Origin of the sequence: Methylocapsa sp. D3K7, from assembly GCF_029855125.1 — a bacterium.
Classification (GTDB): domain Bacteria; phylum Pseudomonadota; class Alphaproteobacteria; order Rhizobiales; family Beijerinckiaceae; genus Methylocapsa.
On record NZ_CP123229.1, the window covers coordinates 2,034,677 to 2,049,942 of the forward strand.

A 15,266-nucleotide genomic window follows, 5' to 3' on the forward strand; every position below is an offset into this window, starting at 1 on the left:
GATACAAATCATGCGCTCCCTATTTACGGGTCATGATGCATTCGTCCGCTATTGCGCTGCAGCCTCCCGGATGTCCTGACTGAGGCGAGGCTCGATCAGCCTTTGCCGCAGCAACTCCGTCGCATGGACGGCGGGGACCGGCGCACTGTAATAAAAGCCTTGCACTTTGGTCGTGGATGGAGCGGCGGTTAGCAGATCTCGTTGCGCCTCATTTTCCACGCCTTGCGCCATAACCTCGATGTTCAGCTCGCGCGTGAGGCCGATAATCGCCCGCACCATCGCTGCGCTTTCTTGATCTTGCTGCGTCGCGGCGGCAATCATCGCTCGCGGGATTTTCACCCGGCTTACGCGATAGTGCTTCAGATAGTCGAGCGACGAATACTGCGTTCCAAAATCATCAATTGCGATCGTCACCCCAAGCTGCTGTAGCTGCTCGAGCACATCGTTATAAGCCCATGTGGCGTAGGCGAGCATGGATTCTGTCACATCGAGTTCAAGGTCCCTTGGAGTAAGGCCCCATTTCGCAAGTGTCATCGTGACGGATTGGATCAGCTCATCTCCAGTCCGGAGCTGACCAAGGGAGAGATTAACGGCCAAAACCATTGGAGCAATTCCGGCAGTGCGCCAAGAACTCATTTGCTCGCATGCATGATCGAGCACCCAATACCCCAGTGCCAATATGGCATCCGTTTTCTCCATTATGGGAATGAAATCTGCGGGCATGAGCAGGCCGCGCTTTGGATGATTCCAGCGAATAAGCGCTTCCATACCGGCAATTCGACCCGTAAAGAGTTCGACCTGCGGCTGATAGTAAAGTTCCAACTCATTCTGTTCGAGTGCCTGTCTCAAATCGCCCGTGAGGGTCATGCGCTCGCGCATTTCTTGATCAAGATCATCGGAATGAAAGCGATACTGATCCCGGCCATCTTCCTTGGCTCTATAGAGAGCGATATCCGCTTTAGCGAGCATCTCGTCCGGTCCAGCCATCTCGTCGGTATAAACGGAGATACCAATGCTAACGCTGACAAATAATTTGCCATCTCCGAGCTGATATGGAGTACTCAGAACGCGATGAATTTTCGATGCCAATGCGATTGCATCCGAAACACCGGACACTTCGGTTTGTAGAATTGCGAATTCATCACCGCCCAAGCGGGCGACAAAATCACTTTCCCGGCAGTTCCGCTTGAGGTGCCCCGCGACAGATTTAAGCAGCAGGTCGCCCGCGGAGTGTCCAAGCGTGTCGTTAACTTCCTTGAAATGGTCCAGATCGATAGAGATAATCGCGAATGGGCTAGCACCACGTTGAGCGGCGGCGAAAGCTTGGTGAAGCCGTTCGATGAATGTCGCACTGTTCGCCAACCCAGTTAGTCCGTCCGTGCGAGCGAGTACCTCTATTTTTTTGCTGAAATTAGCGTCGAGTGTAGAGACTATCAGTGTGAAACTCATGATGACAAGGCTGAGGCTGCCGATGCCGAAAGCCAGCGTCGTAAGGTCTATGCCACCCGACGTCACGGCAAGGCAAACGCTGCCCGGGGCAAAACGCGCCGCCGCCATTCCAGTGTAGTGCATTCCGCTAATCGCCAGCCCCATTACAACCGCGCTTCCCACCTTGGCCAGGATTTCGTGCCTGGAGTGTTTCCAGCGCAATTGGAAGGAGATCCAAAGTGCCGCGAGCGAGGCAACGATGGCGATCAGGATTGAGGCGACGAAAAGCAAGGGTTCGTAGCGTATCGGCGGCGACATCTGCATCGCGAACATGCCAGTGTAATGCATTGCGGCGATGCCGCTGCCCATCAGTATCGTACCGATGACCAGGTTACGTATCCCGAGTTGGGCTTGGCGTAGAAAAAAAAGCGCGATGAACGAGGCAACGATCGCAATGATCAACGACAGCAGCGTGATGGGCAGGTCAAAGGCAACCTTTATAGGCAGATGGAACGATAACATGCCGATGAAATGCATCGACCAGATGCCGGTCCCCATCGACATCGCGCCGGCAACCAGCCAAATCACCGATTTCCTTGCGCTCGAATCACTTGCACTGACTCGGCCTGCCATGTCGAGTGCTGTGTATGAAGCAATGATGGCGACCGCGATGGAAAGCGCGACGATATTCAGATCGTAGTAACCGTCCATTGTTCAATCTCCCGAAAGCATAACACAGATTGAGGCTGGAGACTCTCGTTGACTTTTTGATCGGTGGTCGCCTGCTTATTGTGGCTGCTAGCCAAACCAATGGCGTTCGACATGATGTGCATCCTCAAACCTTCAAACGCTTTTTCGTGATACTGCTCGGGAACCACAGCAGCCATCGAGTAACGATCGCAAAGGCATTGCGTGCATAAGCGGGAAGTCCCATCGCGTGGTCGAGCCTTCAACTCATGCTCCTGCTCGTTCTGATTCAGTGACGTCTGCCTGTCGCGCCGCCGATTTGCACTCTGCGGCGGGTACGAGCACACCTTCGCGCAACATCTGGGAGGTTTGCTCGGCAGGCACTGGTCTGCTGAAATAAAAGCCTTGTATGCGTGAGCATCCGGCGCCGACGAGAAATTCCAGTTGGGCGGCGGTTTCGACGCCTTCGGCGATGATCTCGATACCGAATTCACGCGCCAGACCAATCGTCGCTCGAACGATGGCCGCGCTGCCGGGGTCGCCCGGCAAGCCGCTCACGAATTGCTGCGCGATCTTGATGCGGCTGACAGGATAGAGGAGCAAATATTCGAGCGAGGAATAGCCGGTACCGAAGTCGTCGATCGCAATTCGTACGCCGAGCGCCCGCAGCTGGTTCACCATGTCGCCATGGCCGTGGTTCGTGTCCATGAGCAGGGATTCGGTCAGTTCGAGTTCGAGCCTGTCGGGATCCAGTTCATCGGCACTCAGTCCCCGCATGAAGTCGCGCAGGAAGTCGGAGGGCGAGATCAGTTGAGCCGCGGACAGGTTGACGCCGGTGATCGGTGGACCGATCCCTTCGTTGTTCCAGATCCGCAACTGCCGTCGGACCTCGGCAAGCACCCATAGCCCGATCGAGCTGATCATTCCTGACTTCTCTGCGATCGCTATGAAATGTCCTGGCGTGAGCAGACCCCGGCTTGGATGGTTCCAGCGCAAAAGCGCCTCGACGCCGACAATCTGTCGTGACGGCAATTCGACCTGCGGCTGGTAGTAAACTTCGAACTCGCCGCGATCTAGCGCTACCCTGAGCTCCTCAACTATCGTCACGCGCTCGCGGACAGCAAGGTCGAGTGCCTCGGTATGGAAGACATATTTGTTGCGTCCGCTGTCCTTGGCGTCGTAAAGGGCGAGGTCTGCCTCGCGCATTATATCCTCGGGTTTGGTCAATTTGTCCCGAAAGATCGAAATGCCGACGCTCGCCGTTACATTCATTTGGCTGCCGCCGATCGAATGCGGCGCTGTAATTGAGCCGATAATCCTTGCCGCGAGTGTCGCCACGACGGTGCTATCCCACATGTCGCTCAGGAGCGCAGCAAACTCGTCGCCGCCGACGCGGGCAATCCGATCGCCTTCACGCAGAGCCCCACCGAGTCGTTGCGCCACGGCCTTGAGCAGTTCGTCCCCCATCGAATGGCCGTGCGTCTCATTGATATCCTTGAAGTCATCGAGATCGAGGTAGAGGATGGCGAAAGGTTTGCCACCTTCTTTCGCCGCCACGAAGGCTATCTGAAGCCATTCCATAAAGGCCGTTCGGTTTGGTAGACCAGTGAGCAGATCCGTGTAGGTCAGACGCACCCTTTCCGTTTGTGCTATCTTCTGGTCGTTGATGTCGATGAGGATCCCTTCCAGAGCCGTCAGCTTGCGATCGCTGTCGCGGACCGGATGTATACGGTTCTCGATCCAGCCGTAAGTGCCGGTCGGCAAGCGTATCCGGAAATCTCCGCCGGATTCCATTGTTTTGCCGGTAACGATTTTGGCGATATCGGCGATAACACCCTGGCGGTCGTCCGGATGGAAAAGTTCCATATAACTGCCCGGCACGGACAGAAGCTGGTATTGACTGTAGCCGTATCGACCGATGTTCCGAGACACATATGTAATCGCATAAGGGAACTTCGGATCGAGCCGATAAAGTATGGTCGAGCTGTTTTCGACGATACGGCCGGCATCCGCGATCTCCGTGAGGTCTCGGTTATGTGTGATCGCCGTGCCAATTAGCTCCGCAAGAGTGCGGAGTGTGTCGATCTCGACCGTGGTCCATGTGCGGTTAACCTCGCCATCACCGACACCGATCGCTCCCCACCAATTCTTGTCGGCGAAGACAGGAACCAAGAGAATCGACTGGACGCCGCAGGAATCGAGGAGATGCCGATCTGGCTCGTCGGCCTCCCGCTTGCTGATGAACTGCACTTTTCCCTGCGCAAGAAGACTCGGCACGGAGGGCGAGTCTCCAGCTTTGACGGGCTGCAAGAGATTGCGCGTTTCGATTATCGGCGCCGTGCCTGGCGCGTTCCACATATGGTGCGTGAAGAGAGCGAAGTTTGGAGCGCCATTGTTTGCGTATAAGTGGGCACAGCTCACGCCCATCGACCGGCCGATGAATTCCAGTACTTTTGGGATCGAATGGTCGAATTCGAGCCCCCGCAGAATTTCGGTTGCGCTCGCAGCAACGGCCTGCAAAATTCCATTGCTTCGGTACAGCTCACGCTCTGCTTCGTTTCGTACGGCGATTTGGTTCTCGAGGTCGGCAGCCAGTGACCTCTGAGTGATTTCGCGGCGAGCAATGGAAGCGATCCAATGATTGGCACGAAAGCCAACCAACCCGAGCACGGCAGTGAACGCCGAGACCATCAATCCCATGGTGATCGACATAGGATCGCCACGAGCGAAAAAGGCGAAGATCACCGGCAAGACGGCCGGGACTGTGAATCCGATTAGTGCCGGTAAAAAGGCCGAATCGCCCCCGACTGCGCCAGCCATCATCCCGCCGACAACAAAGGCTATGAAGGCGTGATAGGCCTGATTTGGCGTGATCAGTATGCCGGCTGCGGTCAGTCCCCAAAGGCACCCCGTCGCGGTCGCGCCAGCGGCAAAGCGCCAGCCCCAGGTCGCGGCAAATTCCACTTCCGGAGGCGCGCGCATATAGCGCCGGCAATCGAGATAACGCGCTAGAACAACGATGCTGAACAGCCCGATCCATCCGACGAACATTCTGACCGGCAAAAGGTCACGAAGCACGTAAGCGGTGAGCGAGGCGTTGACGAGATTGACGAACATAATCGCGTGCGTCTGGTAAAGCACGCGGATCCGCTCCAACAGGACTGCTTTTTCCAGCGCGGCCCGATCAAGACCAAGCGAGGGCTCTGGCGAGGTTTTCCCGCTTTCGTCCATGCACACATCCCCTGGCCTGCTATGAAAATTAATAATCAAAACTTTAAAAATGTGACGGGCGAACTCGCTTCAACGTATCGAAAAGTGTCGCGGGCCAAGCCAATTTTTGGCACCATTCGATCCAAGGAGATTCTGGCGGTCAGCCAATGCCACCCTTGGACATCACGGCACAATAAACCCTGTGCGAGATGAACACTATACATATTTAATATTGATTATCCAACTCGGGGGGCAGATCTTGAGACTATCTCAAATGTGGGGTGTCAAACCGCACGGCGGTAATGGCGGATGTTTGATGGAGCAATATCTAGGCACTTACGCTCAATTGTTCAGTTCATGCCAGCCATTTGCACCTTGAGCATGAGCGGCGCCCTATTTGGCGACCGGCGCATTTACTGCTTTGTTCAATCAGGCTGGAGCCGCCTGGGCGGGTTCAACAAGATCTTCGCCGAGCTGGCGCGCAAGGGCGGCAAGCCGGGACGGATCATGATCGACGCCACGCATCTCAAAGCGCATCGCACCGCCGCCAGCCTTTTGAAAAAGGGTCTATTCCCCGACGTATCGGGCGCACCAAGGGCGGCCTGAACTCCAAGCTGCACGCGGGTGTGCGACGGCAAGGGACGCCCGCTCGTCATGCTGCTCAGCGAGGGGCGGATGAGCGATTACAAGGGAGTGGCACTGATGCTGCCGGTGCTGCCCCGGGCGAGGGAACTCCTCGCCGACAAGGGCTACGACGCCGACTGGTTCCGCCAGGCTCTCGCAAAGCGCAAAATCGCCGCCTGCATCCCCTCCAAGTCCAATCGAAAAATACCGATCGAACACGACCGCATGCTCTATCGCGAGCGCCACAAGATCGAGAACATGTTCGGCAGGCTCAAGGACTGGCGGCGCATCCACACGCGTTACGACCGATGCGCCCATACTTTCATGTCAGCAATCTGCATCGCCGCAATCGTCATCTTCTGGATCAATCAATGAGTCCTGACCCTAGCACTACTTTGGCAGTTTAGGTTTGACGGCTTCTGCGAGGAGTTTCTCACAGTGGGGGGGCATCGCCTGGGTGGAGGCCGAACAAAGAGGTCGAGGATGGCTTGCCTGATGGCCGGCAAGCTTGGTTGTGGCGGCGGTCCCCCGACTCTTTTTTTTCCGTCCCGCTGCTTTGAGGCGGCGGGATTGGAGAAAGACGTAGGTGATCATTGTCATCAGAGCATGTCGATGTAAGCCGGTCCAGGAGCGACCTTCGAAGTGGTCGAGGCCGAGCTCTTCCTTGAGCTGCTGGTGGGCCTGCTCACAGACCCATCTGGCTTTAATCGTGGCGGCGAGCATCTTGAGGCTCGCATCGGCTGGTAAGTTCGGCACGTAGTATTTTTGCTCGCCAGTCGACCGGCGCTCGCCGACGAGCCAGACCTCGTCGCCCGGCATGCACTGCATACGATTATCGAGCATGCGGTGCTTATGGCCATCCGCAACGCGGACACGGCGGGCCGCGAAGAGACATGTCAGCCGGCCTTTGGTGTCCCGCCGCCAGCTGACCTTTTGCCATTTGCCACCGGCCAACAACGCTTCAGCAGAGACCGGGGGCTGATCAGGGATGTGGTATTTGCGGGGTCTTCCCGCCTTCATGGCGGGGAAGATCAGGGCAACGTCGGCGGGATAGACGTTCTGGCGTCGCGACAGACCCACCGCCCACAGCAGACCGCGCTCGCTCAGAGCCTGGCGGAAAGGCCCGCTGGAGCCGTACCCTGAATCGGCAAGGACGCAGCCAAACCACGCCCCAGAGGCGATGACGCGATCAATCTCCGCGATCGCAATTTCCGTCTTTGTCAGAGCAGTCTGTCTATCCTTCGGCACACCGGCCCGCGCCATGCGCTCAGGATCATCTGTCCAGCTCTCGGGCAGGAATAGCCGCAGGCCCACCATCACCGGCACCTCGCGCGACGCCAACGTTAGCGAGACCAGCGACTGACAGTTGGCAGTCTTTCCAAGCGATGAGGCATATTGTGGCGCGACGCCAACCGAATGCTCGCCCTTTTTCGACAATGCGGTGTCGTCGACGATCAGCCACGCGTCGGCGCCGCCAACCATCCTGTCGGCTTCGGCGAGCAAAGCCTTCTCGAGCGGCGCGGCCTCCCACACGCCACTGGTGATGAAGTGATGAAGCTGGTCGTAGCCGACTTCGCCATCACGCGCCGCAATGGGCTGGACACTCTTGCGATCACCCGCGCCGATGAGTCCCGCGACATAAACCGGGCACATCCGTGCCCGCGCCTTGTGTCGAAAAGCACTGAGAAAAGGTAGGAGCCACCGCCCCAGGTCGGATTTCCAGCCCTCGTCCATGGTCGGCCCTCCGTGAGGTCGACCACCCATGAATCACGCAACACGAAACTCGGGAATCCCAAAAACGATAGATCCCACAAAAATCTGCCAAAGTAGTGTTAGATAAATACTTTATGGAAAAGAAAGACAGGCTTAAACTTAAAGGGAGGGAGTTAGTAGAAGCCGATTTCATACATGTGAAATCGGACAAAGTCTCGAAATCTTTTAAATCATTGTTTAAATTGGTTTGGGGAAAACAGGTTATTCAAGAATTTTCTGCTGGACGATATTTCCCAAAGCCGTTCAAGGTTCCTAATTCTGATCACTTCTCAATCACAAAGCCAGAGAGTGAAAAAGCAATTCAGCATGAAATACTGCGCGAATTCATTTTTAAGAACTTTATCGCTGGAGCCAAGGTATCGGAATCACCTAGGGTCAGGACTCATTGATTGATCCAGAAGATGACGATTGCGGCGATGCAGATTGCTGACATGAAAGTATGGGCGCATCGGTCGTAACGCGTGTGGATGCGCCGCCAGTCCTTGAGCCTGCCGAACATGTTCTCGATCTTGTGGCGCTCGCGATAGAGCATGCGGTCGTGTTCGATCGGTATTTTTCGATTGGACTTGGAGGGGATGCAGGCGGCGATTTTGCGCTTTGCGAGAGCCTGGCGGAACCAGTCGGCGTCGTAGCCCTTGTCGGCGAGGAGTTCCCTCGCCCGGGGCAGCACCGGCAGCATCAGTGCCACTCCCTTGTAATCGCTCATCCGCCCCTCGCTGAGCAGCATGACGAGCGGGCGTCCCTTGCCGTCGCACACCCGCGTGCAGCTTGGAGTTCAGGCCGCCCTTGGTGCGCCCGATACGTCGGGGAATAGACCCTTTTTCAAAAGGCTGGCGGCGGTGCGATGCGCTTTGAGATGCGTGGCGTCGATCATGATCCGTCCCGGCTTGCCGCCCTTGCGCGCCAGCTCGGCGAAGATCTTGTTGAACCCGCCCAGGCGGCTCCAGCGGATAAACCGGTTGTAGACCGTCTTGTGCGGGCCATATTCCCTGGGCGCGTCGCGCCAGCGAAGTCCGTTCCTGATCACGAACACGATGGCGCTGACGATCTGGCGATCGTCCACCCGCGCGATCCCGTGCGACAGCGGAAAATAACCCTCAATCCGGCGCATCTGCGCCTCGGAGAGCAAAAACAAATCAGCCATGGCGAAGCCTCCTCGCCCCGCCTATGAATCAGCCGACTCACCTCAACGCAAGAACTTTAATGGGTCCTGAGCCTAGCGGCCTGATTAAAGCGGAGCGAACGCTCGCCGCTCCGGACATTGCCTCTTCGCTGCAAAACCCGCCAATAACTCTCGATCGGGTTACTCGCGCCGCCATCGCGGCCGACAAGCATGGGCTCATCGACTTGCCCGTCGCCAACGCATCGGCACACGAAGTTTATGACGTCGCAATTAGCCTTGCCTCTGGCCGTATATTCGAACGCCTTATGTCATCCTGGCTCGTTAAGCGGCATGGCGACCCCATAGCAGTCTACCGAGTCGGACTGGAAAGACCGGATGCGACCTATTTCCAATTTCAGTTTTCCGCGCGTTGGTTACGTTTCGTTGCGAGATCAGGCAAAGGTCAGGATGTTGCGCAGCTCGCTAAGGACGTTATCAAGAAACTTACATTGGGGGGCCTGACGCATGGAACCTAACCGCCACGATCATGGGCATGGCAGGAGAACATTGGCTCATTGACGGAGTAGACTGGGAAAAAATAAGTGGATGTTGGAGAAGTCCGCTGAGGCCTATCTCCGAGCCTATATCGCATCCGCATCCGTAAACACTTCTAATGATTCGATCAAATCCGCTCTCTGGTTAGCGACAAAAGTGTCGCACGCTAGCGCTCAGTCCCAAGATATTCGTACCCAACCCTTGCATGTCATGGACTATTATTACGCCTTCCGCGGGATCCCCGCGTCCCATGCATTTATTGTGTTAGACGAGCTTATCAAGAATAGAGCCCCAGAAGCGATGTTGCTAGCCTTCCTCCGACGACTCTGTGTAATGCCAACTGAAAAGACATTGCCCAATCTGTGCATCCTGGCACGGCATGAGAATAAGGGAGTCAGCCTTGCGGCGTGTATAGCACTTGCATTTATTCCCAGCCGTACGGCTGCTTTGGCGGAAATCAAGCGGAACATCCTAATCGAGGAAAATAGCGCATTCGCGATTGCCGCCGGTGTCGATGAGCAGCTCGAGGCCTTACCTGCCCTTGAAAAGCTAATGTCGCAGGATAGCGACGCAGAAACGCGCTTTTACGCTGCCTGGCCACTCGGCCATCTCTTGCAGGTGGACCCCGCTGCCAAGGCGGTAGCGCTCCGGCACGCCAAGGAAAGTGACAACCATATAGTGCGCGCAATTCTCCTCGCTGGCTTGGCTGCATTCGATCCACACTCGACCACGAACGAAATTGCCATGCAAATACCGACCTCACTTGAAGTTGAGTGTTTGATACTTCTTATTGCCCAATCATATGTCACCGATGCGGAAAACCTTTTGTCGATGATAGCATCCTCCGTAGAAGATTATCCATATTACCAAATGCCCACTCTTCAGCTCATATTTTCTGATGCATTACAACACGCGTCGTTATCCGCTCCTTTGTTAGCTGAGCTTTTGCGAATTGGCGATCTTCCTACTTAAAAAACGGCTAGCACCGGACCCAACGGATCGAGTAACGAATTCGAGCGCATACTGCCTGTGCTCACCGCATACACCAAAACCCCTGCACTTTTAGCCTTGCTCTCTGCGAACGCAACGTTGTTCGCCTAATCCGTCAACCGACACTCTCTCCCCTTCCCAGTAACCCACAGCGGCTTTGTCACATGCGCCTCAACCCGGGTCGAGCAGGCACAGCGGGGCTGCGCGAAAGGTGATGACCGCGACATCGCGGCGCGCGACCTCATTGGGCTCCAGCGCACGGATCGCCGTCACGCCGTGAAAGACCCGATTGTCCTGCAGGAAGACGGCATCCAGAGGGTCGGTGAGCGTGAAGTCGCCCAAGTGGCGGTGATCCAGGCCGTAGATCGTCGTGACCCCGCGTTCGACATTCTTTCGGTTGACAAGCATGACGAGCACCCAGTCGACGCCGTCGCGATGCAGCCCCTAGGGCGTTGGCTGGCCGATTTGTCCGGGGTGGGCTTCGATCCGGAACTGATGCAGCTCCACGTGCCAAGCCTGCGGCCTGTCCGGCGCTGGCGTCAATGCGTCAAACACCTTCCGGCCGGCATAGAGAAGACCCAAGGTGACCGGATGGGTGGCGACGGCCTCGGTCACCGGTTCGAACCAACGCTCGATGCCCCCATTGAGTAGGTTGTAATCTCGGCTCTGATAATGCGGCTGGTGCGCCTTGCGGACAATGCCTTCGGAGGAAACGGCGAAGGCGGCGAAGCGTCGGCGGCGATAACGGCCGCCGTCGGCCATGTAGGTGTCGACGCCGAGGCCTCCCAACTCGCTGCGAAGGATGGCCATTCGGCAAGCGCCGTAGGCGTCAGGAGGGCACGGAATTGCTCGGCAGGTGCGAAACTAAACCCCGCAAATCGAACTTCCTCGACGATGACGGAAATATCCCCGGTCATCGAGCGTCCAGGGCGCCGGAGTGACATGAATCGAGTGATGGTGCCCGACGCACAATCATTAGCTTGGCGATTTACTGCATTTCGAAAATTGACATTGGTCCGAAAGCTCGGTGCTGAAGGCGAACGTAGTGTTGGCGACAACCTCGGAGTGCGAGCCCGTAGGCTGACGTTCAAGATGTTGATCAAGCTCGAGCGAAGCTCTGAGGCCAAATGCCTTGCTAAGATCCGTGTTCACTATCATGTTCAAACGGCAATGACCAACGCCCAGGAAAAAAGACTGATCGAGGCCTTAGGATAGCGCAGGCCGCAGCCGAATCGCCGCGCGGAGCCGCGCCCCTGGCGCCGTCGTACACATCAAGACGCGAAACGACAGAGACGACGGCGCGCCGCACCGGAAAGCCGATTGACTAGTAACTTTAGGTGCTCAGCTTTTCACTGAAAAAATCCTCGCCTGCGTCTTAGTCATATGCGGACGCCCCCGTTTGGCAAGGGTTTCGGTGGCTTTGACACGTTAATGGTTATTGCTTGTCAATAGTGGCGCCCAGCCCTCAACTGCCGCAAGAAAAATCAATCGCTGGCGTCCCCACAAACCGAAATGGCTTCAAAAGCGCCATACCCTGACGGAGTTATATTAACGAGATTTTCCAGGCTTAAGAATGAATGTCCATCAGCCTCGCCGCTCGTTCTCTATGAGTTGATGCACTTCAAAGTCGATCTCAATGTTTCGCGATTGCGCCATTTCCATGCTCCGCTACTGTATTTGAACGAGCTCTGTTCATTCGCTGGTCACAGACGGTGAGATCGTCGGCGCTTCGCCGAGGTTTCCCGCCGTATCCGGCTTCAATGGCCGCCGATTTCCGAGCGACGTGATTTTGCTGTGCGTGCGCTGGGCAAGGCACCTCCGGTCCTAACGGGAGAGAAAATCCGCGACGCGCTTGATGGCGTCGGCACGCGCCGCAGGGTTCGTCCCGGTATGCGCGCTGCTGCTGCCATTGGCCGTAAAGGCGAGACCATCGACAGTGTGCGCCGGCAAGTCTGGGTGATCGAAATCGTGATAGGCTTGCGGATAGACAACGATATCGACTTTTTCCCCATGCGCCTTCGCCTTCGCGGCGAGATCGGCGCACGGCGCCGCGGGCGTCCAGTCATCATCGGCGCCGATCAGGACGAGGAGCGGCATGCGGGACGCCCAGCGGCCATGTTCGAGCGGGACCCGACAGCCCGGGTAAAACGCGATGGCGCGGGCGAAATCGACGCCGTCCGGGGCGTTGTTAGGCTCTACGGCATAAAGCGTCGACGAGCCACCGTTCGACCAGCCAAGAAGGGAAATCGACGTCGTGTCGACGTCATCGCGGGCGGCCAAGAAGCGCAAGGTCGCATTGGCGTCTGCAACCCTTTCCCGGCTCGGGCGAACCTCCCGCTCGCTCTCCTTGCATTGCGATCCAAGGCCGCGCGAGCCAAAACTGTCTGGAAACAGAACGATAAATCCTGACATCGACAACCGTTCGCCCCAGTCGGCATGGCGTGCACTCGGAGCGCCGCTTTTGTCATTGAGCCCAGCGCATCCATGCAGCGCAACGACCGCCGGATGACGGCCGGCGGTCTCAGGCGTATACAACCAGCCCTGGAGTGTTACGCCGTCGTATCCTGGTAAGGCCACCCTTTGAGGCGCCGCCTGCGCCGCCACCATGGCGAAAATTGAGGCGAAAACACTCGCGATCAAAAAGCGCACGATCCACATGGCTGAATTCCTCGAAAAATCTTGGTTATAACCAGCCTTACTGCGGACTGAATTAATCCGGTATTTTGAATTTCGCTCGTCAATAGAGAAAATTTCCTGATCCCTTGAGTCGGCTTTGACATGTCTGAATGCGCCCGCTGATCAAGAGTTATTTTGCGGCGACTTTTTTCTTGAATTTGAGTGCCGGTCGCTCTACGATGATATCCCATCCGATTGCCGCCATTGCAGACTGCATTGCAGATCGGAAGCGTTTCCGGCGACCGCTCATCGTTTGTTTCGAGGCGTCGTCCGGAATTAACACCGCTTGTTTGATGCGAACTTGATCATCAGCAACCCAGACAAGCGCGTCCCCCAGCAACGTCTTGCGTGCCTGCACTGCCTCAATCACAGAATCTACGATCGGCTCGACCTTTAGCCGCGGACTCAAAGCATTCAATTGCCTGTAGCCACGTTCCTCAAAGGAAGCGATGCCTGTTTCCAGGTTCGCGTCCCAATGTTGCAATTCCGCGCGGCTTCCACCAACTAAGTATCCGCCATGACGTTCGATTGTGAATTGCAGTCTAGGCGGATTCCATTTCAAAGTTTCTGCTCGATCTAGTTTACGAGCCTCCATCTTGGTGTAGTTGGAGCCTGACAATTCATCCCAGCAAGATTGAAGCAACCCCACGACCCGCGCCTTCAAAGGTATCGGCGATCGGCCCGCTCGGCAGATCCTTCAACTGCGCCACCAACTCATCCTTTTTGCTCATAATATCCTCTCGATGTTCGTCGACTAGAAACCGCGCCATCGCGCGAGGCACCTCCGCGATTGCGGCGCTCGCGGCGTCATACTGTCCTGTCGCTTCCGAAAAGTCTGTCCTCTTGACTCGCGATCATCAGCGAATAAGAACATAATCGTCGCATGATTGCATTGCCTTCCTTTTCGTCTGTGTGCTGTTTCAAGTCGCGGCGGCGGTTGGTAGCCGGAACCATTGGCGCGTTCGGCAATCTTAAAAGATCGGTCAAATAGAGCCGTAGGGCACCATCTTTCCCAGCGCCGCACCGCGACATCCACATACTTTGGGTCCAGCTCGATGGTACAGGCGCGCCGTCCCGTCTTCGCGGCTGCAATGATAGCAGTGCCAGACCCACAAAAGGGATCAATGATGATGTCATTTCTATCAGAGACGTCGCGGATCGCGTCAGCGATCATCGCGCAGTTTTTTGTCGTCGGATGATCGGCGAGCTGCTCGAGCCGATTCGGCCCGAAACTCGCGAGCCCTGGATAATTCCAGACATTCGTGCGACACCGACCGTGCCTTCCGAGCTCGACACGATTTTTGTGGGGGATGTTGCCTTTCTTGAATACGAACACGAGTTCGTGCTGGGAGCGGTAGAGACTTCCCATTCCGCCCGTCCCTTTGTTCCACACGCATACATTCAGAAGTGTCAAGCCGACCGAACGTCCAGCGTCGAGAAGCTCACGTAAGTGCCGCCAGTCTATGAAGACAAACACCACGGCTCCCAGCACGAGCGAATCCGACGTCGCCCGCAAAAAATCAGTTAAGAAGACCGTGAATGCGGCATCGGTCATCTCACCAGAAGCCATTAAAAAATTAGGGTGAATGATCTTGCCGAGTCCCGAGATGTGGCCTTCGCTTTTTACATTATAAGGGGGTCACAAATTGCCGCTTGCGCCAATAAACCGTCCAGAACACGCGAATGAACCTTGTCGTCACGGGCATCTCCGCACAATATGCAATGCTCGTCCAAGAGCCATTTGTCACCGAGACGTGTTACTATCGGTCCTGCAAGATTGGGTTCAAAAACATCATCCGGGTCAGGCGAATCGCTTTTCTTCGCGGCCTCGATGGTTTGGTCTATCGCGCCAAACGAAAAACCCGTGATTTCCAAATCGAAATTCAGGTCTGGGTTGGCGTCCAATTCGATCAGGCTCGAAAACTCGAGCGCGAGAAGATCCGGATCCCAACCCGCGAGTTCCGCGAGTCGATTGTCGGCAATTCGGAGAGCTTTTTTTTGCACATCATCGAGATGATCGAGGTGAACCACCGGGACGCATTGGAGGCCCAGGAACTTTGCCGCTGCCAGTCGGCCATGGCCCGCGATTAGTTCTCGTCGGTGTCGACGATAAGTGGGCTGACAAAGCCGAACGCCTTTATACTTTCGGCGATTTTTTGGATTTGATCGGAAGAATGCGTCCGAGGATTATTGCTATAATCGGTTAGCCCCGACGGGGACA

At 56.3% G+C, this 15,266-nt stretch carries 9 protein-coding genes and 4 pseudogenes; 5 read left to right on the top strand and 8 right to left on the bottom strand.

Translation table 11 applies throughout. The features are described 5' to 3' along the window. Nucleotides 1–48: 48 nt before the first annotated feature. Both QEV83_RS09320 and QEV83_RS09325 read right to left on the bottom strand, forming a co-directional pair. A complete protein-coding gene (locus tag QEV83_RS09320; RefSeq protein WP_280130909.1) occupies nucleotides 49–2,139 on the bottom strand; it encodes an EAL domain-containing protein in 2,091 nt (696 codons plus the stop codon). Between the two features lie 243 nt (nucleotides 2,140–2,382). Continuing rightward, complete coding sequence (locus tag QEV83_RS09325) at nucleotides 2,383–5,346, bottom strand: EAL domain-containing protein (RefSeq protein ID WP_280130910.1); 2,964 nt, start codon at nucleotides 5,344–5,346, stop codon at nucleotides 2,383–2,385. A 483-nt stretch (nucleotides 5,347–5,829) separates the two neighbouring features. Between QEV83_RS09325 and QEV83_RS09330 the strand changes: the two are divergent. Further along, a pseudogene (locus QEV83_RS09330) lies at nucleotides 5,830–6,324 on the top strand (IS5 family transposase); the annotation flags it as partial. Nucleotides 6,325–6,339: 15 nt separating this feature from the next. Here QEV83_RS09330 and QEV83_RS09335 read toward each other — a convergent pair. Further along, nucleotides 6,340–7,720: pseudogene (locus QEV83_RS09335) on the bottom strand (IS701 family transposase). A 76-nt stretch (nucleotides 7,721–7,796) separates the two neighbouring features. On the opposite strand from QEV83_RS09335, the gene QEV83_RS09340 reads away from it, so the two are divergent. Next, nucleotides 7,797–8,111 (top strand): hypothetical protein, encoded by a 315-nt coding sequence (locus QEV83_RS09340; protein ID WP_280130911.1) that lies wholly within the window; start codon nucleotides 7,797–7,799, stop codon nucleotides 8,109–8,111. Here the strand turns inward: QEV83_RS09340 and QEV83_RS09345 are convergent. Then, a pseudogene (locus tag QEV83_RS09345) lies at nucleotides 8,105–8,866 on the bottom strand (IS5 family transposase). The gene QEV83_RS09340 and the pseudogene QEV83_RS09345 overlap by 7 nt on opposite strands. Before the next feature lie 59 nt (nucleotides 8,867–8,925). Here QEV83_RS09345 and QEV83_RS09350 point away from each other — a divergent pair. Together QEV83_RS09350 and QEV83_RS09355 are read left to right on the top strand one after the other, a co-directional pair. Next, the gene (locus QEV83_RS09350; RefSeq protein WP_280130912.1) at nucleotides 8,926–9,360 is read left to right on the top strand and encodes a hypothetical protein; all 435 of its coding nucleotides are present in this window, start codon (nucleotides 8,926–8,928) and stop codon (nucleotides 9,358–9,360) included. 70 nt (nucleotides 9,361–9,430) lie between these two features. Further along, the gene (locus tag QEV83_RS09355; RefSeq protein ID WP_280130913.1) at nucleotides 9,431–10,351 is read left to right on the top strand and encodes a hypothetical protein; all 921 of its coding nucleotides are present in this window, start codon (nucleotides 9,431–9,433) and stop codon (nucleotides 10,349–10,351) included. A gap of 189 nt (nucleotides 10,352–10,540) precedes the next feature. Here the strand turns inward: QEV83_RS09355 and QEV83_RS09360 are convergent. The 4 genes and pseudogenes from QEV83_RS09360 to QEV83_RS09375 form a co-directional block, all read right to left on the bottom strand. Beyond that, nucleotides 10,541–11,179 (bottom strand): annotated as a pseudogene (locus tag QEV83_RS09360) (2OG-Fe dioxygenase family protein). A gap of 1,014 nt (nucleotides 11,180–12,193) precedes the next feature. Further along, a complete protein-coding gene (locus tag QEV83_RS09365; RefSeq protein WP_280130854.1) occupies nucleotides 12,194–13,027 on the bottom strand; it encodes a dienelactone hydrolase family protein in 834 nt (277 codons plus the stop codon). A gap of 148 nt (nucleotides 13,028–13,175) precedes the next feature. Continuing rightward, a complete protein-coding gene (locus tag QEV83_RS09370; protein WP_280130855.1) occupies nucleotides 13,176–13,694 on the bottom strand; it encodes a hypothetical protein in 519 nt (172 codons plus the stop codon). Between the two features lie 105 nt (nucleotides 13,695–13,799). Next, complete coding sequence (locus tag QEV83_RS09375) at nucleotides 13,800–14,654, bottom strand: site-specific DNA-methyltransferase (protein WP_348273276.1); 855 nt, start codon at nucleotides 14,652–14,654, stop codon at nucleotides 13,800–13,802. 74 nt (nucleotides 14,655–14,728) lie between these two features. On the opposite strand from QEV83_RS09375, the gene QEV83_RS09380 reads away from it, so the two are divergent. Next, nucleotides 14,729–15,136: a hypothetical protein gene (locus QEV83_RS09380; protein WP_280130914.1), complete on the top strand. Its 408-nt coding sequence runs from the start codon at nucleotides 14,729–14,731 to the stop codon at nucleotides 15,134–15,136. The last annotated feature ends 130 nt before the right edge of the window (nucleotides 15,137–15,266 follow it).

Bases quoted from the DNA above. Each gene is read 5' to 3' on its own strand.
- QEV83_RS09320 (WP_280130909.1), bottom strand. From the start codon at position 2,139: ATGGACGGTTACTACGATCTGAATATCGTCGCGCTTTCCATCGCGGTC.
- QEV83_RS09325 (WP_280130910.1), bottom strand. From the start codon at position 5,346: ATGGACGAAAGCGGGAAAACCTCGCCAGAGCCCTCGCTTGGTCTTGAT.
- QEV83_RS09340 (WP_280130911.1), top strand. From the start codon at position 7,797: ATGGAAAAGAAAGACAGGCTTAAACTTAAAGGGAGGGAGTTAGTAGAA.
- QEV83_RS09350 (WP_280130912.1), top strand. From the start codon at position 8,926: ATGGGTCCTGAGCCTAGCGGCCTGATTAAAGCGGAGCGAACGCTCGCC.
- QEV83_RS09355 (WP_280130913.1), top strand. From the start codon at position 9,431: ATGTTGGAGAAGTCCGCTGAGGCCTATCTCCGAGCCTATATCGCATCC.
- QEV83_RS09365 (WP_280130854.1), bottom strand. From the start codon at position 13,027: ATGTGGATCGTGCGCTTTTTGATCGCGAGTGTTTTCGCCTCAATTTTC.
- QEV83_RS09380 (WP_280130914.1), top strand. From the start codon at position 14,729: ATGAACCTTGTCGTCACGGGCATCTCCGCACAATATGCAATGCTCGTC.